Annotated in this window: 16 protein-coding genes; 4 read left to right on the forward strand and 12 right to left on the reverse strand. The window is 46.0% G+C overall.

The window, feature by feature from the left end:
* Positions 1 to 12 precede the first annotated feature (12 nt).
* Positions 13 to 2,235, forward strand: coding sequence for an ATP-binding protein (locus ABD960_RS18000; protein WP_345333349.1), 2,223 nt, complete (start codon positions 13 to 15; stop codon positions 2,233 to 2,235).
* Here ABD960_RS18000 and ABD960_RS18005 read toward each other — a convergent pair.
* From ABD960_RS18005 to ABD960_RS18015, 3 genes are read right to left on the reverse strand one after another with little or no spacing between them, the layout of a single operon-like run.
* Complete coding sequence (locus tag ABD960_RS18005) at positions 2,232 to 2,798, reverse strand: biliverdin-producing heme oxygenase (RefSeq protein WP_345333352.1); 567 nt, start codon at positions 2,796 to 2,798, stop codon at positions 2,232 to 2,234. The genes ABD960_RS18000 and ABD960_RS18005 overlap by 4 nt on opposite strands.
* A gap of 50 nt (positions 2,799 to 2,848) precedes the next feature.
* Positions 2,849 to 3,304 (reverse strand): phosphatidylglycerophosphatase A family protein, encoded by a 456-nt coding sequence (locus ABD960_RS18010; protein ID WP_345333354.1) that lies wholly within the window; start codon positions 3,302 to 3,304, stop codon positions 2,849 to 2,851.
* Positions 3,304 to 4,122, reverse strand: coding sequence for a TerC family protein (locus ABD960_RS18015; protein ID WP_345333356.1), 819 nt, complete (start codon positions 4,120 to 4,122; stop codon positions 3,304 to 3,306). The genes ABD960_RS18010 and ABD960_RS18015 overlap by 1 nt, the downstream gene beginning before the upstream one ends.
* 169 nt (positions 4,123 to 4,291) lie before the next feature.
* Here ABD960_RS18015 and ABD960_RS18020 point away from each other — a divergent pair, with 169 nt between their 5' ends.
* Both ABD960_RS18020 and ABD960_RS18025 read left to right on the forward strand, forming a co-directional pair.
* Positions 4,292 to 4,624, forward strand: a complete 333-nt coding sequence (locus tag ABD960_RS18020; protein WP_345333358.1) for a hypothetical protein — start codon at positions 4,292 to 4,294, stop codon at positions 4,622 to 4,624.
* Positions 4,625 to 4,715: 91 nt separating this feature from the next.
* A complete protein-coding gene (locus tag ABD960_RS18025; protein ID WP_345333360.1) occupies positions 4,716 to 5,144 on the forward strand; it encodes a tail fiber domain-containing protein in 429 nt (142 codons plus the stop codon).
* Between the two features lie 135 nt (positions 5,145 to 5,279).
* On the opposite strand, the gene ABD960_RS18030 is transcribed toward ABD960_RS18025, so the two are convergent.
* From ABD960_RS18030 to ABD960_RS18070, 9 genes are all read right to left on the reverse strand, one after another.
* Positions 5,280 to 7,181: an alpha-amylase family glycosyl hydrolase gene (locus ABD960_RS18030; protein WP_345333362.1), complete on the reverse strand. Its 1,902-nt coding sequence runs from the start codon at positions 7,179 to 7,181 to the stop codon at positions 5,280 to 5,282.
* Positions 7,182 to 7,201: 20 nt separating this feature from the next.
* The gene (locus tag ABD960_RS18035; RefSeq protein WP_345333364.1) at positions 7,202 to 9,655 is read right to left on the reverse strand and encodes a glycoside hydrolase family 31 protein; all 2,454 of its coding nucleotides are present in this window, start codon (positions 9,653 to 9,655) and stop codon (positions 7,202 to 7,204) included.
* A 69-nt stretch (positions 9,656 to 9,724) separates the two neighbouring features.
* A complete protein-coding gene (locus ABD960_RS18040; protein ID WP_345333366.1) occupies positions 9,725 to 10,750 on the reverse strand; it encodes a SusE domain-containing protein in 1,026 nt (341 codons plus the stop codon).
* Positions 10,751 to 10,763: 13 nt separating this feature from the next.
* Positions 10,764 to 12,347: a RagB/SusD family nutrient uptake outer membrane protein gene (locus ABD960_RS18045; protein ID WP_345333368.1), complete on the reverse strand. Its 1,584-nt coding sequence runs from the start codon at positions 12,345 to 12,347 to the stop codon at positions 10,764 to 10,766.
* A 21-nt stretch (positions 12,348 to 12,368) separates the two neighbouring features.
* On the reverse strand, positions 12,369 to 15,314 hold the full coding sequence (locus tag ABD960_RS18050) for a SusC/RagA family TonB-linked outer membrane protein (RefSeq protein WP_345333370.1): 2,946 nt from the start codon (positions 15,312 to 15,314) through the stop codon (positions 12,369 to 12,371).
* 152 nt (positions 15,315 to 15,466) lie between these two features.
* The gene (locus ABD960_RS18055) at positions 15,467 to 17,329 is read right to left on the reverse strand and encodes a glycoside hydrolase family 13 protein (protein ID WP_345333372.1); all 1,863 of its coding nucleotides are present in this window, start codon (positions 17,327 to 17,329) and stop codon (positions 15,467 to 15,469) included.
* Positions 17,330 to 17,636: 307 nt separating this feature from the next.
* Positions 17,637 to 19,277: a DUF6377 domain-containing protein gene (locus ABD960_RS18060; RefSeq protein ID WP_345333374.1), complete on the reverse strand. Its 1,641-nt coding sequence runs from the start codon at positions 19,275 to 19,277 to the stop codon at positions 17,637 to 17,639.
* Between the two features lie 127 nt (positions 19,278 to 19,404).
* Positions 19,405 to 20,958 (reverse strand): MFS transporter, encoded by a 1,554-nt coding sequence (locus ABD960_RS18065; protein WP_345333376.1) that lies wholly within the window; start codon positions 20,956 to 20,958, stop codon positions 19,405 to 19,407.
* A 261-nt stretch (positions 20,959 to 21,219) separates the two neighbouring features.
* Entirely contained in the window at positions 21,220 to 23,727 is a 2,508-nt protein-coding gene (locus tag ABD960_RS18070; RefSeq protein WP_345333378.1) for a M14 metallopeptidase family protein, read from the reverse strand.
* A gap of 164 nt (positions 23,728 to 23,891) precedes the next feature.
* Between ABD960_RS18070 and recQ the strand changes: the two genes are divergently transcribed.
* A complete protein-coding gene (recQ, locus tag ABD960_RS18075) occupies positions 23,892 to 26,030 on the forward strand; it encodes a DNA helicase RecQ (protein WP_345333380.1) in 2,139 nt (712 codons plus the stop codon).
* Positions 26,031 to 26,071: the final 41 nt, after the last annotated feature.

Consider the following 26,071-nt stretch of genomic DNA (forward strand, 5'->3'; position numbering starts at 1 on the left):
ATACAATCCCCTATGGCGTTTAATGTTGATCTGACCAACTGTGACAGAGAACCTATTCACATACCCGGCCAAATTCAGCCTTATGGTTTTTTGATAGCAGTTGATAACGACAATATTATACGCTATCATAGCGAGAATGTAAGCGACTTAATACCGGGCCTGCCATCGCTTTTATTAGGTAAGGAATTAAGCGAGGTGGAGTATGCCCTGAGCCCAAACGAGCCGATGGGCTTTATCAGCCAGCTGGTTACCTTCGGCAAAACAACCAAAAGCTTTGAGCAGATCAATCCTTTTCAGCTGGAGTTAAACGGCAATAGCTATTACATGATCATTCACCAGGCCGACGATTTGTTTGTACTGGAGTTTGAGCCCGCTAATTCTGAGGCGACCGCGGATATGCAAAAGATGATCGGGCGTTCGATATCTGAAATGCTGGCCGACAAAAACCTGCAAAACCTGTTGAACAACTCGGCTGAGCAGGTAAAAAAAGTGATCGGGTATGACCGCGTGATGGTTTACCGCTTTGCTGCCGACGGGCACGGCGTGGTAATAGCCGACGCCAGAAACGAGGAGCTGGAATCATGGCTGGGTTTGCATTACCCTGCATCAGACATACCCAAACAAGCGCGCGAGCTTTACAAACTCAACCACACCCGTATCATAGCGGATGTAAACAGCATCCCCTCAAAAATAGTAACCCTTGCTGACGGCGAGCCGCAACCACTCAACCTCACCTGCTCGCAATTGCGTGCCGTATCGCCCATCCATATACAATACCTAAAAAACATGGGGGTGGCGTCGAGCTTCAGTATATCATTAATGTACAAAAAAGAGCTTTGGGGGCTGATTGCCTGCCATAGCTATACACCAAGATATATTGACTATAAAGCCCGTGAGTCCGCCAAACTAATTGGGCAGATACTATCATCAGCTTTAGAATTCAGGCAGGATGAGGAAAACCAGCAGCTGCAGGACCAGCTATTTGCAAACGTCGAAAAAATATCCAAGCAGATGCAGCGCAGCAACAGCCTGGAAGATGCACTTACTACCGATGAGGTTAGCATCCTTAACGTTACTTATGCCGACGGCGCCGTGTTAATTTATGAAGGCAATACCTTTAAATTTGGAAAAGTACCTAACGACGATCAGTTAGCCGGGCTGCTGCAATGGATAAAGACTGATGTTACGGACACTTTCTTTTGCACCGATCACCTGTCAAACAAATATGCGCCGGCACTAAAATATAAGGATATAGCGAGCGGCATTATCGTATCGGCTATATCAAAGGAGATGGGCGAATATATGATATGGTTTAAGCCCGAACAGCTAAAACAGATCACCTGGGCAGGAAATCCCGAAAAGCCGGCAGAGGTGGACAACAATGGCATGCTGAACATATCGCCACGCACCTCGTTCGAAGCCTGGGCCGAAACGGTTACGGCACGCTCCGCTGCCTGGAGCAACGAGGAAGTTAAAGCCGTTATACGCTTAAAGGAAGAGCTCACTTACGCCATCAACCAAAAAGCGAGTGCGATCCGTCAGCTTAACGAGAAGCTTAAACAGGCTTATGAGGAGCTTGACACCTTTAGCTTCACCATATCGCACGATTTAAAAAACCCGATATCGGTAATCAAAAGCTATGCCCAGTTACTTACCCGTGATGCATCCATCCGCCCAGAAGCATTACGCGTTATTGACCGTATTGTTGACCGCGCCGACAAGATGAATTACATGATTAATGAGGTGCTGGATTACTCGCGCATCGGCCGTTCAGAGATCGACTTTATGGATGTAAAGATAGGGCCAATGGTAAATGACATTATTAAGGACCTATCACTGGTATATGATACCGCACGGCTACAGATTACCATAGGTGAAACGCCGGTTGTAAAAGGCGACCCGATTATGCTGTTACAGGTTTTTGCCAACCTGTTGAGTAATGCTATTAAATACTCGCAGCGTGCTGATCCGCAACAAATAAGCATTGAAGGTAAAATAACTGATACCGGGGTACTTTACCGGATAAAAGATAACGGGCTTGGTATTGATATTAAGCAACTTCCGCGCATATTTGAGCTATTTAACCGCACGGACAATGTGAAGGACATTGAGGGCAGCGGCGTTGGCCTGGCCATAGTAAAGCGCATTGTTGAAAAGCACCGCGGCAAAATATGGGTGGATAGCGAGTTGGGCAAGGGTTCAACCTTTTATGTAGAATTCAGCAACCCCGCTTAATTGCAGCGTGCAATCCAGTCGGCAAAGTGCCTGAATGTACTGTTGGCCGATTCGGTCACAACCTCCTGCTCCGCTTCGGTTTGCGCCTGGTTGTTCATTTTTTCTTTAAAAGCGTTCCACATGTTCATGGTATCATCGCCATAACTGTTGAAAAACGAAAGGGCGTTACCGTGTGACGGATCGAGCTTTTGCACAATCATTTTACTGATAATTTTACCGCCAAGGGTTGAACCCTCAATTACGTACAGCGCACCCAAGGCCTGCAAGTGGTTGGTTAATACCGGCAGGCTGTCGCCATCGGCCACGACAGGCACATTCTCGTTAAGCGCTTCCAAATCTTCGGCTATAGCTGAGGTTTTACGGCGCTGATGGTAATCATCTATTAAAGTGGTATCAATAGCGGCATCAATATGTTTTTCAAGCCCGCCAAAATAGCCGTAAAACATTTTTAATAATGAGGCGTAATCATCCTTATTACTTATCGCCTTTATACGGCCAATTAGGGCTACTTCTGTTTGGTGGTGATATGTTTTGGTTTCGTCTTTCAGTTTTTCAGATAGCATATTTTCTTTTTGGGGGATATATCTTTAATAACAACTTCAAAAGCAAAAGTTTATTTCAACAGGCCCGAAAATACTAAAACCTGCAATGTGATGTTAGCATAAACACCGGCCAACACATCATCCATCATTACGCCCAGGCCGCCTTTTAGCGCTTCCATGCGACGCACGCCAAGTGGTTTTACCATGTCAAAAAAGCGAAACAGTATCAGCCCGGCAACAAGCAGTTTAATATTATTGACGGGCACAAACAGCATGGTTATCCACATACCCGCAACCTCGTCAATAACTACACGGTAGCTGTCCTTACCCCAAAATGGTTCCACCTTGTTACCGGTGTATATACCAATAAGCAGTATAGCCAAACCAATCAGTACGTTGGGTAAAGGCATCAACACTGCCGGAACCTGCCATAGAAAATAAAGCACAACGCAGGTAAAAATGGAGGCATACGTGCCGCCACCTTTTATGTAACCAATGCCGAATAGAGACGCGATCAGTTTATTCATTAGCTCTTTTTTAGCACCCCCTCTGCATCTTCTGCTACTTCAGGCTCAATCACATTTCTTTTAGGGAAGTTGAATAGCAACGAAGTTACCACCGGGATTATAAATATGGCTACGGTAAAGATGGACACGAACAGATCGGTACGCTCACCCTCAATAGCATGGGATAATGGTGTTTCGGGGTAAAAGTGGGTATATAATGATGATGACAGTTTAAGCCCTAATACACCGATCACGATGAACGCGATGGTTTCCAGAAAGGTGAACTTTTCCATCAGCTTAACAAAAGCCTGCGCCACAAAACGCATAGCCAGTATGCCGATGAATACGCCCGTATAGATCAAAAAAACGTGGTCAGTAAAGGCTACGGCGGCAAATACGTTGTCGATGGAAAAGGCGAGGTCCATCACCTCAACCAGCGCTACAGTTGCCCAAAAGTTACCTATTAAACCTACGGTTGATTTATAAATCCAGCTTTCGTTTTTATCAACGTTCTCGTCTTCCTTATCGGCTGACTTGCCGGCTTTGGTTTTAAAATAGTTGAAAGCCAGGTATAATAAGTACAGGCCACCCAACGGTTTAAGCCACCATATTTTTACCAGCCATGCCGCTAAAAATAAACAAATGCCCCTGAAAACATAAGCGCCTATAATGCCATAACGCAGGGCTTTATTACGCTGCTCCTTCGGCAGATCAAGCACCATGGTAGCCAATACCGCGGCGTTATCAACCGAGAGCAGGCTCTCTATAACAATCAGGTTCAGGATGATAAGTAAACCTGCTTTAATATCTTCCCCTAACAGGGTGTGTAAAAAATCCATGTAAAAATGCCGGTAAACGCGGCGCGTAAAGGTCGCAATTATTTACTTAACTTTTTTGGTAGCAGTGCGTGTTAAGCACAATATTGCATGGGTTATATTATAAACGTAAAAGTTTTAAAAACCAAATCATTTTTACTATGTTTGCATAGTAAAGTACATTCATTTGATAATGAGAGTAAGCCTGTTAAGATATCTGCTCACCTTCGTGCTCATTTTTTCCGTAATGGAAAAAACAGGTATCTCCCTGCTCTCTATAATCAGCCATACCGGCACCGAGCTTTCTGAAAAAATTTATGCCGACGATGAGGAAAATTCATCGTCACGTACCGAAAGTAAGGAAACGGTTATGAATGAATTTTGGCTGCACCACCCGGAATGGCTGCTACCCGCCCCGCATTTTAAAGCGCGCGCAAATACTTACTTACATGCCGATAGCGACGATCTTTCGGCTTACTTTCCATCTGTACCTACTCCCCCGCCAAACGGCCGTTTTTTAGCCTGAGCGCTTTTTTTATTTTTTTACCCCTTTAACTAAACGCATGCGGCAGCGGTTGCCGCCCACGTTTGTTTAACCTTTATTTTTAATTTATATCATGACTATCAATAAAATTGGTGTTGCCCTGGCAACCATTGCAAGTGCTTTTATATTAAACACGGCTTCGGCGCAAACTGTAAGCGACAAGCAACTGAAAAAGAACAGCGAACCAATACGTAATTCGCTTAGCTACGTTAATCAGCTCGAGCCGCTTAAGTTTGAGTTTGATAAAGACAAATACAAACAATTAAACTTACCATCAGGCACCCAGTACGGTTTCTCGGCTGACGACGTTAAGCTGATACTGCCCGAACTGGTAAAACAGGATAACAAGTGGTACAGTGCCGGTAAAAACAACCAGCGCACCGTGACCACCGGTACAATTGATTACGAGAAGCTGATACCTATATTGGTTGGCGCCATTAAAGAGCAGCAAGCCGAAATAAACGAGCTGCGCAGCCACATACAGCAGCTAAAAAGCAAGTAAACAGTGAGTTTAGTTATAGTGAGAGCGCCCTTGGGCATAATGCCGGGGCGCTTTTTTATGCAAAAAAGCCGCCCCCTTGCGGAGCGGCTTTTCTAACTAAATTAAACCAACAACATTTAACACAAATGCTGTTATCTATTGCAGCTGTGCTGAGCTGTATATGTGATACTCGCCCGGTTGCAGGGTGAGGCTCATGCTTGTGCTGGTTACGTTAAGCGTGCTGCCGGTAACATAATCATACCAGGTACCGGTTTTGGTGAATGCTAGTGTAGCGGTTTTGGCTGTTACATCATAATTACCTACTACCTGCACATCAACCCCGCTTCCGCTAAGCGCCATATTTTTCACCGCGCCCGTAAGGGTATAGGTTGCGGTATTAGCACCAAACACCGGGTTTTTCAACTTCATTTTTATGTATTTGGCGTATGCATTGTACAGTGCCTTGCGCTCGGGTACGTCTTGATAATTCCAAAGTATGGGCTTGTTACCGGTACGGCCGTTCTGGTCAATGCTGACGTCATAACCCAGCTCACCAAATTGCCAAATCATTTTCGGGCCCGGCGATGCCATCAGAAAGGCCGCCGTCATGGCGCCGCGTTTCAGGCCATTGTTCAGCAGGCGGGCATTGTAACCATCCTGATTACCATAGGTTATATTTTTAAACATCACGCGCTCCTCGTCATGACTCTCGGCATAGCTCACCAAACCATCAGCAATGGTAAAGGTGTGCGCGGCAAACATAAGTTGCGACAGGTCTGACGTGTTTATCCAACCCATATTAGCTTCCTGAAAACCATGAGCCAGGTTATTCCAAAGCATCATGCCTTCAGCAGCAAGCTCCTTTTCTTCCTGTGCGGCGGCAAAGTGCTCCAATATCACATAAACGTTAGGGTCAACGGTTTTAATGAAGTTGTTATAATCTTTCCAGATGGCAATGCGGCTGGCATCGTATGCAGACCATGCGTTCACATCATTCGGGTTATTGCTTTGCGTAAAACCTTTTGAAAGGTCGAAACGGTAACCGTCAATTTTATACTCTTTCAACCAGTGGCGCATTACGTTTTTTGAGAAATACCTGGTTGCCGGGCTTTCGTGGTTAAAATCATACCCCACATTAAACGGGTGCTTGGCATCCACATTAAACCACGGGCTTAATGATGATGGCTTGCCGGTATTTTGGTCAAAGTACATGCGCACCATGGGCGATGAGCCAAAGGCATGGTTAAGCACAATATCCATAATAACAGCAATACCGCGCTGGTGGCAGGCATCAACCAGCGCTTTCAGGTCGTTTTTGGTACCATAATACTTATCGGGCGCGAAAAAGAAGGAATCATTATACCCCCATGATTCATTGCCCTCAAATTCAGCAACCGGCATCAGCTCAATAGCGTTAACACCAAGCCGACTGATGTAATCCAGCGTATCAATAATGGTTTTGTAGCTATGATCTTTAACAAAATCGCGCACCAGTAATTCGTATACCACCAGGTCCTTTTTAGCGGGGCGGGTAAAGCTACTCACTTTCCAGGTGTATGAAGGCTGGTTGGCCTGCATTACACTTACAATGGAAGTGGTTTTTCCTGCCGGATAAGCTTTCAGGTTAGGGTATACCGATGCCGGGATATATTTATCGTTATCCGGGTCAAGTATCTTCTCGGTATAAGGGTCGGCTACACGCAGGTTACCGTTAATTAAATATTGATAAGCATACTCGGTATTGGCATCCAGGTTATCAACCTGCGCCCACCACCGGGTACCATCGGTACTGCGTTTCATGGTGGTTGTGGTCCAGTTATTAAAATCGCCAATTACCGATACCGATACCTTACCCGGCGCGTACAGGTTAAATATGGCCGATGTACCGTTATTAATAAATGTAACCCCATCGCCCGCATTGTTAGGGATGCCGTTGCTGCTGGTATCCGGCGTTTCGGTTTCCGGATCAGTAGGCGTTGGACCAGCAGGACTGCTTTTTTTACAGGCCACATTGGCCAGCAGCAGCGCTATAATGGATAGTTTATATATTACTCTCATAACTTATATTTTGGTAGCTGTTAATAGTTAATAACAAATTCGGCGCTGTTGTTAGGCAAGGTAACCGTGCGCGTATTGCTACCCTCGGCAGCATTGGCCACGCCCTGCGGATCAAATTTTGAAACCGGATTGATGAACGATACAAACTCCGCTTTAGCCTGCAACTGTTTGCCGCCGGCTTTTAGGTCGGTATTGCCAAAACCGTGCATATACAAGCGGATATGTTTAAACTTTGATGCCATCGATCCATCCGCCTTTGCAAACGTGATGGCTTTTTTGGCGGCATTATAGCTGATGGTGCGTTTATAAAAGCTGCCTTTTTCGTAATCGTAGCTTTCACCGTCATCCTCATAATACACAAAGCTGTTATTTACATCGCCTTTGTAAATATGTACGTTAAGCGTATCGGTAGGTTTTTCTGTAGTGTTTTGTATCAGCGATTGCATCGGGATGATGGCACTCTCCTTTACATAAACCGGCAACTTGTTGTTGGCCAGTTTAACAATAGTTTCGGTACCGCCATCACTCAACTCATCCGAATACAGGTTATACCATTTGCCTTTGGGCAGATAAACGATTCCGTACGCATCAGCACCGGCAAACGGCGCTACCAGAAAAGCATTGCCAAACAGGTATTGGTTTTGATACTGGTATACCTTCGCATCGTGCGTATAATTGATAGCCAGGGAGCGTACTACAGGCAAACCATCCTGTGTGGCTTCATAAAAGGTAGAGTATAGATATGGCAGCAGTTTATAGCGCAGGTTAATGTAGTTGCGCGCTACCTCCAGTGTTTCCTCACCAAAAGCCCATGGCTCGGCCGATTTGGTGTTTACACCGGTGTGGTTACGGAAGTATGGATTAAATGCGCCTATCTGCACCCACTTAGTGTACAGCGCAACGCTGGCATTGCCGGTAAAGCCGCCTATATCCATACCACTGAAAGGCACGCCGCTCAGCCCTAAACTGCTCAGCAGCCTAACGCCTTGCAGCATGTGGTCATCTTCGGCACGGTTATCACCAGTCCATAGGGCTGAGTAACGTTGCAGCCCTGCATAACCCGAACGGCTCAAAATAAACGGCCGCTTATTCAATGCCTTGCGGAAACCCTCATAACTGGCCCTGGCCATTTGCATGCCATAAGCATTACGCGCTTCGGGATGGGCTGCCTTACGGCCTTCCCAGTCAAAGATCACGTTATCGGGCATTTTCTGTCCCCAGGTGGCAATCTCGTTCATATCATTCCAAATACCGCTAACACCATCAGCAGCGTATTGCTTTATTTCACCCTGCCACCAGTCGCGCCCTTTAGCACCGGTAAAGTCTGGGAAATGGCACCAGCCCGGCCACACCTCGCCGGTATAGTTGGTATTATCAGCATATTTTATAAAAATGTCGCTCTTCTGTCCGCGTTCGTAAACGCCGTAACTGGCCTCGGTTTTTACACCAGGGTCAACAATTACCGTGGTTTTAAAACCCATTTCCTTCAACCGGCTATTCATTTTCACGGGATCCGGAAAACGGTTTTTGTCCCAGGTGAACACCTTGTATTTATCCATATAATGGATGTCGAGCGTAATGCCATCAGCAGGTATCTTTTTCTCGCGCAGTGTTTGGGCTATACGGTACACCTCGGTATCGGGGTAATAACTATAGCGGTTTTGCTGATAGCCCAGGCTCCACAGCGGCGGCAAATTCATGCGGCCGGTAAGCGCGGTGTACGAGGTAATGATATCCGCCAGGTTTTTGTGGTAGATGAAGTAATAGTTCATCTCACCGCCACGCGCACCGAATGATGAAAAGCGGTTGTTGCTGGCGCCAAAGTTAAAATCGCTTTGCCAGGTATTATCTAAAAATATACCGTAATTCAACCCATGGTGTATGCCGATGTAGAACGGAATGGTAGAGTACAACGGATCCTGATCAACACGGTAGCCAAACACGTCCGAGTTCCAGTGCGTATAGCCTGAACCACGGCGGTCAAGCGCGCCGGTTTTTTCGCCCAGGCCAACAAAACGCTCGCCATCCTGCATTTTTTTGTAAGTAGTTACGTAATCACTTACCCATGAGGTAGCCAGGCCAGTTTCGTCCTGACTGATCACCTTACCATCAGGCGTATAAAAGGTAACACTGAAAGGCTTTTTACCGATGATCATCTTAACCGAATCGGTAACTAACTGTATCTCGTTATCATTTTGGGTGATGGATGCCTTTCCCTGTTGTGGCTTGGCTATCACCGCGTACGAAAAATCAGACGCAAGCTCTTTTTTATCAATACGCACCCTGATAACCGAGGGGCTATACACTGTAATCTCGGCGCGGGCATTTTGCGTAGCGATTTTTAAATGCTGGCCGTTTTCGGTTACTGTGGTAACATCGCCCATTGGCCTAACCGGGTTGTTTTGAGCAAAAACCGGTAAGGTAAAAGCAAAGCATACCCCGAGAGCCCAAATAGCTCTATCAAATATCTTCATGAAATAAACTGATTAATGTGTGATCAGAAAAAATAACCCCGGCTTAGGCCGGGGTTAAAAAGGGTCAGTTTATAGTTTAGTAATTGTATACGTTTTGGCGTTAATATCTATGCTTACCCTGTAATTACCGGCAGCATCTATTTTGATATTATTATCATTGTTTGTATTCAGCACGCCGCCTGCACCACCGTAGTTGGTGCCCCAATCATCATTCAGTCTGAATTTAATTTCGCCAACGGTTAGTGGCAAGGTAACGCTCCAAACACCTGTACCATTGTTATACTTCATGTCCGTATCTGAATCCCATCCGGTTGGTGTAGCGCTGCCGATGATACCCCAGCTGTACTTTTTAATCTCGTAAGTAAGAGCATTCAGGTTAGCGGTGATCTGATAAGAACCCGGGCCTGCAACTTTAAGGTTTCCGCCTGATGTACTCAATGAGCCGCCTCCACCATCGCCGTAGGCAGTAGCCCAGCTCTTAGCCGGGGTAATTTTAAATTCGTAGTTATTACCGGCATCAGCGTTATAGTAAATATAACCCGTGTAAATACCGTTTCCGGTGGCTGATATTAAGCTATCGGCAGTAGCCGGATTCCAGCCCTGGTAGTTACCCGGCACATATGCCCAGGCAATAAGCGGGTAGGGTTTTACCGACATGCTTACGGTACTTGAATAAATAGTTTTTAGTTTATCATTTACTTCAGATTTAACGCGCGCTTCAATTTCCGTAGCCGAATCAAAAGGCAGTTCAAGCGCCAGCAGCACTTGGTTAAACTCCAAAACAGTGTAGGTTTTTGATGTTACTTTGGCATCAATGGCAACCTCCTTCGGCGCAGCAAAGTTTGAACCTTTAATAGCTATTTGCAAGGTATTTTTCACCGCCGCTTTGAACCCGAAATCGGGCTCGGTAAAATTAAAAGTTACCGCAGTTTCGGCCTCATTCGCTTTCTCAAGGTTTAAAGTAGTTTCTGATGCCTTTAAGGTGCCGCTTGCCGGGCTGTCAGACGCTACACTTTGCACTTCATCTTTTTTGCATGACCACAGCACCAGCATCATCATGCCAAATGCCAATGTTTTTATGATATGAGATTTCATATATCGTAATATTTTAATAGCCTGTATTCTGTTTCAGATTCGGGTTAGCTATAATGTCAGTTGATGGGATTGGGAACAAGTTACGGTAAGTTTCAACACCACGGCCGGCCTTTACGCCACCTTTGTATGGCCACAGGTACGAGGCATCGGTATATTTACCAAAGCGCACCAGGTCAGTACGGCGCTGGCCTTCCCAGTAAAACTCGCGGCTGCGTTCGTCCAAAATATCATTTAATGAAATGGAAGCAACGTTACCTGAAGCATTGCCATAAGCACGGGTACGCAAATTGTTAAAGTAACTGGTTGCGGTTGCAAGGCTACCTCCGTTACCGCCGCGCAAAGTTGCTTCAGCGTAGATCATGTATGCCTCAGCCAAACGGAACAGCGGGATATCCATTGAACAAAACGTACCGCCTACTGATGGCGCGGTTGCGCCAGATTGGGTGATGTTTTTGAATTTGGTTACCGCCAAACCATCCGTAAAGGTGGCCAGGTCATCAACATTACGTTTGTCGCCAAAAAACATGGCGCGCTTATCGGTAGCTCCTGAAGCATCGGTAAACTTGTTCGGCAGGTTTTGACGGGTACGGTTACCACCCCAGCCACCGTTTGGTACGCCAAAGCTGGTAGGGTTCATAGCTGCATTAATAGCCGCATTGATCAGGTAAGTAGCGCCACCGTAGTTTTGGGTTTTAACACCATCGTAAGCAATTGCGAAGATAGTTTCAGGGTTGTTTACATTGTTATCAGCCAAAAACAGGTTTTTATATTGGCTATGCAGGGTGTAACCTGCGCCAATTACTTTATTAGCATAGGTGATTGCGTCGGCATTGCGTTCGCTACCTGTGTAAACCTGGGCGTTCAGGTACAGGCGGGCAAGCAATGCCCAGGCTGCAGCTTTATCAGCACGGCCATATTCGTTAGTGCGCGGATCTTTTAATAACGTTTCAACAGCCTTCAGTTCTGATTCCACATAGCTGAACAGCGCGGCCCTGGTGGTTTGCTTTGGCAGCTCTTTACCAATATTATCATTTTCGGTAATAAACGGCGGGTTACCGTACAGGTCCATCAGCACCCAGTATTGAAAGGCACGCAGAAAACGCGCTTCGGCAATGTAATATTTAATTTCGGCAGCATCGTTACCGGTAATGTTGCGGCTTGCCAGCTTAGCGTCCGTACTCTCGCGGATAAACTCGTTAACCAGCGTGATCTGGTAAATAGAACGGGTGTAAAGGCCTTGCAGCATCAGGTTGGTTGATGACCAGGTCATCTGGTCAATCTCTGAAACACCCGGATCACCCAACCAGGCACAAACAGCCTCGTCTGTTGATAGTTCCTGAGCGCCGAAATACAGGCGGAAAAAGTCGGATGTACCGGCATCAATACCACCCAGATCGCCGCTGCCCGCGCCGCTGTTACCGGTTTGCGCAAAGCTGCCGTATACTTTGGCCAGCGCGCCCTTGTAACCCGCCGGCGTAGCATAAACCACGTCTGAAGTTACATCATTGGTTGGCTTCAGATTCAAATCCTTAGCACACGATGTTACAGCCACAACAATTACCATCAGGGCTGCATATATTTTTAATTTATTTCTCATAAAATAATCTCGTTAAATTGGTTAAAAACCTACGTTAACACCCAGTGTGTAAATGCGCGGGCGCGGATAAAGGGTATAATCAATACCGTTAAATATCTCCGGATCAACACCTTTATATTTGCTCACCACAAATACGTTTTGCACGTTGGCTGAAAAATTATAACGGCCGATATTATAGCTCAGGCTCAGGTTATCCATTTTAAGGAACGATGCGTTACGTATAAAGTAATCACTATTGTATTGATTGATTGTGAAACCGCTGTTTAAGAACTCCACCGGCGCATTATTAATGCTACCGGCCGGATTAAGCAGGTTTGAACGTGTAGCCAGGTTTGATGATACGTTATCATACATATAATTACCCAAACTTGCACGCAACACAGTAGCCAAAGTCCATCTTTGATAGTTTAGCGATGTGCTGAAACCCATCAGGAATTTAGGCGCGGGGCTTTTATAGAAATACCTGTCGCTGGCGGTAATGGAACCATCACCATTTAAATCCTCGTAAACACCTTCAAGCGGTTTACCATCGGTGCCGTATACCTGTTTGTAAACATAGTAGCTGAACGGTGCTTTACCCGCGGTATGTACTTGTATAAAGTTACCTGTAGCACCGGTTATTGAGCCTGCCTGCTGGAAATAGTTGGGGTTATCAACCAAGGTGAGGTTGGTTACCTTGTTTTGGAGATAGGTGAAGTTAAAGCCCATATCCCAGTTCAGCTTTTTACTTTTAATTATCGAACCGTTCAGTTCAAGCTCAACACCTTTATTTTCCATGTTACCCACGTTGGTAAGTAACTGATTGCTAAAGTTTGAACCCACAGGTATATTAACCACAGCCAACAGGTCTTTAGTTTTTTTGTAAAACACATCCAGCTTACCGGCTAAACGGCCATTCAGGAAACCGAAGTCTAAACCGATGTTACTTGTGGCGGTAGTTTCCCACTTAATGTCCTTATCATAAGCCAATGGGGCATACATATAATAAAACTCATTACCGAATTGGTATTGCGATTCATTTGAACTCTTCGCATAGTTAGGTAGGTAAGAGTACAGGCTACCAATATCCTGCTGGCCGGTTACACCGTAGCTTAAACGCAATTTCAGGTCAGACAGCACATTGCTGCTTTTCAGCATAGGCTCCTCACTGATCCGCCAGGTAAACGCACCTGAAGGAAATACGCCCCAGCGGTTCCTGTTTTCAGGGCTAAACCTTGATGAACCGTCGGTACGTACCGTACCTGACAGGATATATTTACCGGCATAAGTGTAAATAGCACGACCATAGTATGATAATAACCTGCTGCGCGGTATATCATACGGGAAAACAGGGTTTGATATTGCCGTTGTACCATCAAACTGATAACTTGCGTAAGCAAAGTTAGTACGCTTGTTATCATAGTAACCATAACCGGCAATCGCATCAAGGTTGCTGTTAATTGATTTAAAATCTTTTTTATAGGCAAGAAAGAACTCCAGTACCTTGTTATTAATATCGTTCATATAACGAGAGCGTAAGCCTTTGGTAGCGTAGTTCTGTGCAGCAAAATCGGGGATAACGGTTGTGCCCTGGCCACGCGAAATATCATAACCCAAGTTAACATTGGCGCGCAATTCAGGTAAAAAAGGTAAAGTATAATCTACCTGCAAATTGCCAAAACTACGTGCAGCACGTCCTTTATCATCCCTTTGCTCAATTAAGGCTACCGGGTTGCGTGGGGCATTCGGGTTTGGAACATCTCCGCTAGTCCACTCAAAATAATTGCCGTATTTGTTTTCCGCATTTACAGCCTGGGTTGGGTCAAACATAATGGCTGATCCAATAGCGCCCTGGTTAGCGAACGTAGAACGTGAGTAACTACCTTTTAAATTCAGATCAATTTTAAGGTGATTATCCAAAAATTTTGGCGAAAGCGTAAGCGCGCCTGATACACGGTTCATGTTATCGCGCATCAGTATACCGTCCTGGTTAAGGTAACCTATGTTTAATCGGTATGGTGTATTTGCTTTTTTACCGGTTACGCTAACATTGTTATCGGTTGTAAACGCATTTCGGAATATTTCTTTCTGCCAATCAGTATTCGCGTCGCCCAGCAGGTCTTTTTGCGCTTGTGTTCCGTTAGCATTTACATAATCGCGCACTTCAGCGGCGGATAAGTTATTTACTTTACGCGCAACTGTCGCGATGGAGTTTTGTGACGTAACGTTGATCTGAGGTTTGCCACTGCCTCCTTTTTTAGTGGTTATCAATATAACGCCATTTGATGCTCTTGAACCGTAAATAGCCGTTGCATTGGCATCTTTTAAAACTGTGAAATTTTCGATATCATTAGGGTTGATCAGCGTCAGCGGGTTAGCTACACCTGGTATCGACTCGTTATTAAGCGGAACGTTATCAACAACAATCAACGGCGCATTGCTGGCATTAAGTGAAGCTCCTGCACGTATGCGTATCTCGCTGCCCGCGCCTGGTTGGCCTCCGCCAGATACGATCTGAACACCCGGAAGTTTACCGTTTATCAGTTGCTCCGGCGAGGTAATGGTACCTTTTTGAAAATCCTTCGAGCTAATTGACGTAATGGAACCGGTAAGTTCCTTTTTCTGTTGTGTACCGTAGCCAATAACTACCACCTCATTCAGCGATTGTGATTCGGCCGTCAGCAAAAATTCAACATTGGTGGTTTGGCCTGCCGTAACGGTGACTGTTTTGATTAGCGTTGTATAGCCGATATATTTGGCTGTAATGGTATGTGTACCGGCGCTCACGCTGTTCAGCTTAAAAGCACCGTTCATATCAGTAGCCGTGCCAACGGTTGTACCGTCAACAGTAACTGATACCCCAGGCAGGCTCTCGCGCTTGGTATCAAGCACAGTACCGCTTATACTGCCTGATTGCGCAAATGCAAAGCCTGATACAAGCATCATGGCAAGCAAAAGCACATAGTTTTTTAGATAAAATCTTCTCATACAAATTAAGGTTTTAATGCGTAAAGCTTTATTCAATGGTTACTTAGTTGGTTATAATTGTGTGGTTGAAAAGTGCCTCAAATTATGAGCCCTTCAGGCGGGGGCGCCTTTTGCTGTTGTTCTCATCATGTTTATTTGGTTTATTTAGTTAGTTAATTAAGCTCGAGTACATACTGGCCCCGGGCGGGTACCGTAACATTTTTGCTGATGCTGACCGCCTTACCCGTTATTACATCGGTACCAACGGCGTGCTTGCCGGTAACATCGGTAAAGCGAGCCATCTCCAGGGTTTGGTCTTTGCCAGATGCGTTGAGCATTACCAGCACGGTTTTTTCACCATAAATACGGGCGTATACATAAACATTGTCATAAGGCGCGTAATGTATCAGCTTGCCTGCCGTAACCGCCTTATTGGTTTTGCGCCAGTTAAGCAGTCTGCGCAGATAATTAAAGGCTTCATTCTGCTTGTCAGTGCGGCCTTCAGCGGTAAAGGCATCGGTTTTATCACCAGGCCAGCCGCCCGGAAAGTCCTTACGTATCTGTCCGTCGCCGTCGCTTTTAGGGCCTTCCATCAAAATTTCTGTACCGTAATATATCTGCGGAATGCCGCGCGTGGTAAGCAGAAACGCGAAGGCTTGCTTAAAGCGGTCAAGATTTTTATCATCCTTGCGGGTAAAACGGCCCAGGTCATGGTTATCCAGAAAGGTAAGGATATTGTTCGGATCCGGGTATAAAAAGTCCTGAGCTATTACCTCAAAAATCTGGTATATGCCTGATTGCTCGCCGCCATTCCTGTTGGCATCCTCATTAAAACCCCAATCAGCCGTAAAAGTTAACGGGAAATCCATCACCGTTTTCAGGTATGTATTGTTAGGGTTGATGGCCGAGTTACGCTGCCACCAGGCGGTTTCACCAGGTTTACCATACCATGATTCGCCTACAATGTTAAAGTTAGGGTACTCGGCCATCACTTCTTTGCACCAGCGGGCCATAAAGGCATAGTCAGGGTAAGGGTAGGTATCCTGGCGAATGCCGTCAATACGCGCATACTCTATCCACCAGATGCTGTTTTGTATGAGGTAAGTGGCCAGGTGGCGGTTACGCTGGTTCAAATCGGGCATATCAGGCACAAACCAGCCGTCAAGCAAAATATCTTTCTCTTTTTTTGCTGCGTGGGGATCCATCGCGGTAAGCTTGGCGTGGTTGGTTTGTACGTACTTTGCGGGATTATTTATCCAGTCAGCGGCAGGTTTATCCTTCATCCAGGGGTGTGCCAGGCCGCAGTGGTTAAATATCATATCCATCACCACCTTCATGCCCTTGGCATGCATATCGGCAGTGAGTTGCTTGAATTCGGCATTTGAGCCGAAACGTGGGTCAATCTTATAAAAATCAGTTATAGCATAACCATGGTAAGAGCCGTTTGGCATCCGGTTTTCCTGTACGGGATTAAACCAAACCGTGGTAAAACCCAAATCCTTAATGTAGTTCAAATGGTCGGCTACGCCTTTCAGGTCGCCGCCATGGCGGGCGTCCGGGTTCTTGCGGTCAACACCAACCGCCTCCAGCACGTCATTTTCGGTGCTGCCGTTAGCAAAACGATCGGGCGTAAGCAGGTAAAGCACATCCGTACTGTTAAAGCCCAGCGCCCCACTGTGATCGGTACGGGCTTTCAGTTCATAGCTTATGGCCTTTACATCACCATTGGCGCCGGTGAATTTTATACGCATAATACCCGGCTTTGCCGAGGTGGCTATATCCAGGTAAATAAATAAATAGTTGGGGTTATCGGTTTTGGCAACCTCGGTAATCTTAACACCAGGGTAGGTAATCATAGGTTTGGCTTTAGCTATACCCGTGCCATTCACCATAAGCTGAAGCTGCTTATTCTTCATGCCGGCCCACCAAAAAGCAGGTTCAACCCGATTTATGCTTACCTGGCCAAAAGCATTGCCCAATGCGGTAACGCATAACAGTACAACGAATACAAAACTTTTAGTATAGGTTTTATACATGTGCAGCTCGTTCAAAAAAATGTTATCGGTTAATTGGATCTAAATTGGTTAACACCATTTGCCACAGTGTTTCGATAGATTAATTTATACGAAACAATGATGCCCGGTGTTTTAACTGATACAAATTTGATGAGCTTGCAAGCGTTTAGCTATTTGTTTAGCTAAAATTTAAGGAAAAATCGAATTATTTAAAATTAAAATCCTGATTTACAGTATTTTAATTTTATAAAAAATTTGAAAAATTTAAACAAATTTAGGCTTGTCGAAACACGCTTAAGTGTGGAATAGTGTTAAACCGGGATATATTTTACGCGTTATCGGCAATTTTTTTACCGCCCCGCGTGTTGTCAACCGCTTTAATGTCCATTATACGTTTATCAAACTCATCACCCGGAAAAAGTGATTTTGCTTTAAGGCGCATCTTGTACACGTAGATGGTTTTTTCGGAATACTCGAGTATTTTGGAGATGGTTTCGGTGTCATTTATGCCCAGCCTGATCAGCGCGAAGATACGCAGGTCAGTAGTGAGCACCTCATCGCTCTTAGGCCATATCTGATCCTCTTTTTTGAACAGGGCATTAAAGGACGATACAAAATTCGGGAATATTTTGATGAACACATGATCAAACGTGTGGAACAAGGTCTCACGCTCCTTTTTGATCTGAATGTTATCCACAATGAGCTGGATATGATCATAACGTTTTTGCGAGAGTTTAAGGTCGACAGAGCGCTTTAGTTTTTCGAGTTTCAGGATATAGCCCGATATCACGTTAAAAAAATAGCCGATGTATTCTTCTTTGATATGTGTATCTTCCTCAAGCTTACCGTTAATCGCTTCCAGCTCTGCATTGGTTTCCTCAATTATCTTCTCTTTGGCCTTGAGGTTTTTGAGTTGCCTGAACAGCATTACCGATATTACAATAACCAGGGCAGCCAGCACGGATAATGATACGATGAATATCAGGAAACGGGTTTTTTCACGCTCGCTGTACTTTAATTTCTCAGCAGCAATAATAGGTAGGATGGAACTGATTTGCGCGCGACGCTGGCGTGCACCATAAAAATCAGCATCGGCCATGGCATGCTGGATGTACTTATACGCGTTCTTGATATCGCCCTGCTTATAAAATATTTCGGCAAGCCAGAAAATGGCCAGCGTTTCTTTAGTCGATGATCTGATGTCACTTGTAACTGCCTGTATAAGCAGCTCGATTCCCTTTTCGCGCTGCTTGTTTTTTAAGTAAATGTCGCCGAGTGTTGATGCTACTATGGCATGCTGGTGCTCGGTAAGTTTTTGGGTGTTCAGTAGCTTCAAAAAATCAGCCTCAGCGGCAACCGGGTCGCCTTGCTTGAGCTTCTTGTAGCCGATAAGGTATAAATTATTGTATGATCCGGGTACGCTGATCGCTATTGCCGAGTCAATATACTGATTGGCCTTCTCCACATATTGCGGTGAGTACTGGTTATCGTTATCATAATTGGCCAGGTCAAAGTTAGCCCGCATCATTAACCGGTAATACTCATACCGCATGGTGTCGGGTAGCATACGCGCGTCAATTCCGGAAAGATTGTCGAAGGCCTCTTTAAACATGCCCGACGATAACAGGATAAAGCCAACTTTTACCTTGCTGGTGTACTCCCTGCCTACATCGTTAAGCTTTTGGCTTAACTGGAGCAGTTTGTGCGCGTAAACGTAAGCCGAATCATATTTGTATGATTTATATTCCTCGTAAAGCTGCGAGCAAACATCAAAGCTCCGGGCGGGGTTATTGCGTACCCGGGCAAACCGCGTTTTAAGCTGTTTCAGCCGCTGCTCCTTCTGGTTATCGTACTCACTTTTGCGGTTAAGTTCCACGTCGAGCTTATCCAGCAATTCATTCGTTTTGCCTGGTGCAGCAAAAACAGCATTCCCAATCAAAAGCAGCAGAATTAGCAGGGCAGCGCGCATAAACAGGTTTAATTGTTCGCAAAGTAAGCAATAAAAAAGCAAATTGCCTTATTGCTGTTTACGCTATTAACGCTGCCCACAGTTATTATTTTAAAGCTCCGCGAATTATTTTTTTTTAAGCTAAACATTAAGCCGGCGATGGCCCCTGAGCGCTAACTTCTGCGTTGGCTTCGGGCAAATGCACTGCTTTATAACCGCCTTTTGAACGGAAGTACAATAGCAGCAAAGTATAACAAACCATCAGCCCAAGCGGAAATAAAGCCACCGTTTTCAGCGCTTCTTTTTTAGCGGTCTCCTGCACACCTGTTACGGTAGCCTTTTCGGCCACGGGCGCGGCGGCAAGCTTACCAGCGTCAATAGCCTGGTAAGTACCAAACATGCTTGATCGTGGCGTTGTGGCGTACGTACTATGCAGCTCTGTTTTGTTTTGGCTGTCGTAAGCCTGTAGTTTATTGTCGATGGTTTTATCCTGCACAAAACCCAGAATAACCGCGCCGAGCACGCCAGCGCCGATCATACCTACGCCACCGGTAACATTCATGGTAAGTGCCCCGCCTTTAGGGAAACGCTCAGCTACTACGCCCAGCATGGTTGGCCAGAAAAAGCTTTTGCCGATGCCGAATATCGTAGCGGCTACCAATATCATTACGCCATCTGCCCCGGACAAGAAGAATAAACCCAACGCCGCTACGCCCGAACATACGGCCAGCAAACCCAATGGTGATATACGGTGGATGATGTTACCCGCGCAAAAACGCAGTATCACCATTATTGCTGAGGTATAAATAAGTATCCAGCCGCCCTGCAGCCCTATTTTTGACATGGCAGGCGCCATTAAATCTGATATCCAGCTGTCAGTGCCCAATTCAGTTATCGCCATCGGTAGCATGATCAGTAGCATTAGCACAAATAACGGCTTGCCAAAACTACGCACAAACGCCCCGAACAAACCCACAATGGCCAAAGTAACAATTACGTTTACGCTGGTAGCCCAACCGAATACCGAGCCTATCTGGAAAACAATCAAACCTACAATGATAAGTGCACCGCCAATGCCTACTTCTTTCAGCATATCCAAATAAGATATACCGGCCTTTACCCGCTCATTGATCGGGAATTTATGCGGCAACATTAACAGGCCATAACCCAGGGCAGGTATCAAAACCAGTAATATCTTTAACTTCCAGTTGGTTTCCGGACCCATCAGCAGGGCCATAACACCGCCTAATATTAAACCGGTTGGCCAGCCCGCGTGTAAAAAGTTAAGCCATTTGGTTTTTTCCTTCGGGAACATACTGGCCACTGCCGGGTTAGTAACCGCCTCAACGGTACCATTGCCCAGCGCCATAATAAATGTACCTATATACAGCATGGTATAACCTGTAGCAAACCACGTAATAGCTGCGGACAGGATATGGCAGATAAAAGCAAAGATCATGGAGTTTTTATAACCTACTTTATCAATTATCAAACTAAACAAAACAATACTGATAGCGAATGGCCATAGCCCCACCCCTGCAATCTCACCGGTTTGAGTATTGCTGAGGTTAAACTCAGCACTCCATTGCGGCAGCGTTAGCGCCCGTAAAATAAACCCGAACGAGGTAGTTACAATAGCCACAAAACAGGCCAGGAACAGCATTTTGTTAGGCGCTTCGGCCGTTTGAGTCGTTGTGCTCATAATTGGTATTTAAGGTTTTTATAATCTGTTAGTGATGGCAGATATAACGCAGCATAATAATAAGCCCGCCTTTCAGCCAAAAAATGATCAGATACTAAAATGTTATAATTGGTAAGCCAATCGTTTATGGCTTTGATTGTTTGGTTATAACAATCGATTGCATATTTAATATAAAATATTTGTATTTGCAAGCAGATCAGTATATAATGCAAAACGCCCGGCTAAATATCAGCCGGGCGTTTTGCAAATATTCATTTGCGATTACTGCACCATAAATACAGCGTTGCCAAACAACAGCTTGCCGTTTTCCCAAAAGCTGCGGAACAGCGGATCATCAGCCAGGAATACAACCGAACCCCGGCCAACTGATTGTACGCCGATCAGCATACCATCAACCAGTTTGGCTTTGCTGGTTTGGCCCACAAAGCCCGAGGTATAACCATCTTTCTTTAACACGCCCACATTCCAGCTGCTGCCTGAGTCCAGGTAATCATAAACCTCTTCATTCATTTTAAGCGTATAGTAATCCGCAGGCATACCAAAGCCTAAAGGGTGGGTATTGTCCAAGTGGATTTTATAAACCGCGCCGGGTACATTGCTTTTTAAAGCCTCTTTATCGCGGTCGGCATAGGCAATTACTTTATTGGTGGCCTTGCTTTTATCATCCTTTTTATCTGTCGCGGCCTCTTTTTCGCGTATGCCAAAAAGCTTTTTATCTGCCAGTTGTGCTACAGCATTCTGCATGGCTATCAATTTACCGCCGCTGCTAAGCCAGCTTTGCATTTTGTCGGTCGGGAAATCGCCGTAATTCCCATCCGCGAAAATCATCACATCTACATCATTCCAGCGCATACGGCTCAAATCGCTGTAGTTCACCAGCGTAACCGGGTAATTTATCTGCTGCTCAAAATAATGCCAAACTTCGCCAATAGCTTCTGATGAGGTTACATTACCGGCCACTAAAATCACTTTTAGCGGGCGGATATATTTAATATAGTCAGACCCCATATCGGCGCCTTTATCCACAAAGCCCGAATTTAGCTGCACCAGCGGATGGTTGGTTTCGGCAGCGATGGATCGGATGGTTTTATCAAAATCCTTTTCTTTATTGCTCGACCGGGTAATGAGCAACGAGCCGGCAGAGAATTTTTTGCCACCGGCCTCAAAAGGCTTTTCTGAATAGCGCACTTTAACGCCTCGTTTAAGCAAGCTTGCCAAAAACTTAACATCATTTACAGATTGCCATGCCGACACGTAAGCATAAGCCGCGTTGCTGCTGTAAGCAGGTGCAACAACAGCAGGTGCCGACTGCCGCTGCGGTTTGTATGACTCCTTAACCGCCCAGGCTTTTAAGCCGTAAGCATAAGGCAAAGCCCAGCCCGTAATATCATAGGTATTGCTATCGGCAATAAATGTTTTAGGCTCCAGCAGTACATTCAATAAAACCGCCTTAGGCTGGTAGGCATTTATCACCAGATCATTAGCCGCGGGTTTATAGCTTTCGGTTTTTCCGGTGATATAATTCAATCCGCGTACTGAATTGCCAAGCCCGTAGCCATACTCAATACCATTGCGTTTAAGCAGGGCGGCAAGTGCGGTTATCTTATCGTTATTGCTGTTTTCTATCACAAAGGTTTTATACGTTCCCGGTGGATTGGTGCGACCCACGTCAAAATACTTTTTGTATTCTGTTAAAGCTTTTTGTGCATTGGCGGATGCCGCCTCAATGGTACTTAAGCTGTTAGAGTGATGATGCGCTATCCGATCAGCCAGTGTAAGCGTATCGCCGGTACGGGTTTGTATAGCCAGGCCACCGGCTATGCCGCCCTGTTCATACGTCATGCCTATGGAGCCGTTATACAGCGGGTAAGTATCGCCGTAGGATGGGTAAAGCAGATCGAATATCTCCTTGGTAAAATAAGCCCAGCCATTCTGGTCAAAATACTTCGCGTTGTTTTTACCGATGATTACCTGGAACTCGCGCTGCCAGGGAGTAATATCCTGGTGCACCGGCTCGGCAGCAGGGGCAAAATAGTATGGCGCGTTGTAGCCCTGCTCATGAAAATCGACATGTATTTGCGGCAGCCACTGGTTATACAGCGCTACGCGGCCCTGTGTTTCCTTTTGTACCTGCCATGCCCAATCTCGGTTCAAATCAAAAAAGTAATGGTTAGTACGCCCGGCGGGCCAGGGCTCAAAATGCTCACGGGCGGCAGGGTTGGCATCGGGTTTCTCTCCTTTGGCCGAATTGTAAAAGTTAACATAACGCTCACGGCCATCAGGGTTAAGGCATGGGTCAATTACCACTACGGTATTTTTTAGCCAGGCCTGGGTGCGGGTATTGGCGGGGTCGACCATATCGTACAACGTTTGCATAGATACCTCGCTCGAACTAGGCTCGTTACCATGTACGTTAAAGCTGAGCCATACTATTACCGGCGTGTTACTATTAATAGCCCCGGCGACTTTTTCCATACCGGCAATGCTTAAATTATTCTTGCGGATCTCTTCCAGCCTGCCAATGTTCTGCGCCGAAGCGATGAACATCGCCATCAGCGGGCGCCCCTCATTGGTGGTACCGTAAGGCGCCAGCTTTACGTTGGATGCGGTTTTAGCTATGTAATTAAAATACTCGGCAATGCGGGCATGGTGCGTAAACCGCGAGCCCAGGCTATAACCCAAAAATTCATCGGGCGATTGTATTTTCTGCGCCAAGGCATTTACACACAAACCAAGACACAGCAACAGGGTGAATAATCTTTTAAACATATAATGGTGCAGCAAGCGTTTACCTAATTAACGCAGGTGTTAAATGTCGATAATTTACAGGTAAGATCGCTAAAATTTTTATGTAAATATCCTGAAACAGGCATCGCCACACACGCAATAATCCGCACATTTGCACATCAGCATATCTGCACATTAACATACTCATGACCCCACTACAGGCCCTGCAAAAATATTTTGGTTACAATGCGTTCAGGCATCAGCAGGAAGCTATAATCGGGCAGATACTTTCAGGGCACGATGTAATGGCGCTGATGCCAACCGGCGGCGGTAAATCGCTCTGCTACCAATTGCCTGCGGTGTTAATGCCGGGGCTTACCGTTGTCGTATCGCCGCTCATCGCGCTGATGAAGGACCAGGTTGACAGCCTGAACGTGAACGGCATCCCGGCGGCATTTTTCAACTCCAGCCAAACACCCGATGAACAGCGCGACATCATCACCCGGCTAAAAAGCAACCAGATAAAACTGCTTTACCTTGCCCCGGAGCGCTTGTTCGGCACCGAAAATAAGCTGATCGATTTTTTGAAATCGTTGCCTGTATCGCTCTTCGCTATTGACGAGGCGCATTGTATATCGCACTGGGGGCATGATTTTAGGCCGGAGTACCTGATGCTGGCGCACATCAAAGATCATTTTAATAAAATACCCGTAATTGCCCTTACCGCCACCGCCGATAAGCAGACGCAAAAGGACATCCTGGAGAAGCTTGCGCTGCATGAGCCCACTGTTTATGTTTCTTCATTCAACCGGGCGAACATCACTTATAGGGTGTTACCCAAAAACAAAAGCTTTAACCAACTGCTTAACTTTTTGGCGGACAGGCGTAATGATTCGGGCATTATTTACTGCCTCTCCCGTAAATCAACCGAAGCCCTGGCTGCCGACCTGAAAGCGGAAGGCTATAGCGCCGAAGCTTACCATGCTGGGCTCGATCACACCACAAAAGCCCGTAACCAGGAAGCCTTTTTACGCGATGAGGTAAAGATCATGGTAGCTACCATTGCCTTTGGCATGGGCATCAATAAATCTAACGTACGTTACGTGGTGCACATGGATATGCCCAAAAACATTGAAGGCTATTACCAGGAAACCGGCCGCGCCGGGCGCGATGGTTTGCCCTCTGATGCCATGCTGTATTACTCGCCGGGCGATACCATCAAGCTGAAAGGCTTTGTAACATTAGAAAATAATGAAGAGCAAAGCCGGGTGTTGCTTGAAAAGCTGAATGACATGGCCACTTACTGCGAGCTGCACACCTGCCGCCGCAAATACCTGCTGAACTATTTTGATGAGGATACGGCTGACAATTGCGGCTCATGCGATATATGCCTCAGCGAGTTTAAAAAGTTTGATGGCACGCTCATCGCCCAAAAGGCACTATCGGCTGTATACCGGCTCAACCAGGGCTTTGGGTTAGGTTATGTGATCGATTTTTTACGCGGATCAAAAAGCGAGAAGATCCGTGATGAGCACAAGCAGCTTAAAACCTATGGCGTAGGTGCCGACATCAGTAAAGCGCAGTGGCAGCGCTACCTGCGCGAACTGAACGCCCACGGCTATCTGCAAATAACCGATGATGCCTACCCCGTAGTTAAGCTGACCGACAAAAGTGAGGCGATACTTAAAGGCCTTGAAAAGGTTGAGTTGACCGAAGCGCAGATCATCGAAGAAAAAACCGAGGAAGCATTACCCTTTGAAGCGCCGTTACTGGATCAGCTTAAAAGTGTACGATTGCATTTTGCCAAGCTTGAAAATGTACCGGCCTATATTATCCTGTCTGACGCTACTCTGCTGGAAATGGCCACCTATCTGCCGCAAAGCATGGATGAACTGCGCCATATTTCCGGCTTTGGCGATGTAAAGCTGGCCAGGTACGGCCGCGAATTTCTGGAAGTGATCAAACCTTATTGCAGTGCCAACAACCTGTCATCAAAGGTAAAGCAGCGTGCGGCAAAGCGCCAGCCTAAGCCGCGCAGCGAAAAGGTGAACAACACCCAAAGGGAAAGCCTAAACCTTTTCAAAGCAGGCAAAGGCATACAAGAGATAGCTGCCGAACGCGGCCTTTCGCCCATGACGGTTGAAGGGCACCTGACCCAGTTTGTACAAACCGGCGAGCTTGAGGTTGCCGAGTTTGTTGATGAAAACAAGGTACCCGTTATAAAAGATGCCATTGAAAGCTATGGCCCCGAACGCCTGGCACCACTGAAAGAGGTTTTAGGCGACGGTTACAGCTATACCGAAATTAAAGCGGTAGTAGCATGGCTTAAGCGCGAAATTGAATAAGATTGACCTGTTGCTAATCAAATTTTAATGCTTGGTCAGCA

The organism is Mucilaginibacter defluvii (assembly GCF_039543225.1).
GTDB lineage: Bacteria > Bacteroidota > Bacteroidia > Sphingobacteriales > Sphingobacteriaceae > Mucilaginibacter > Mucilaginibacter defluvii.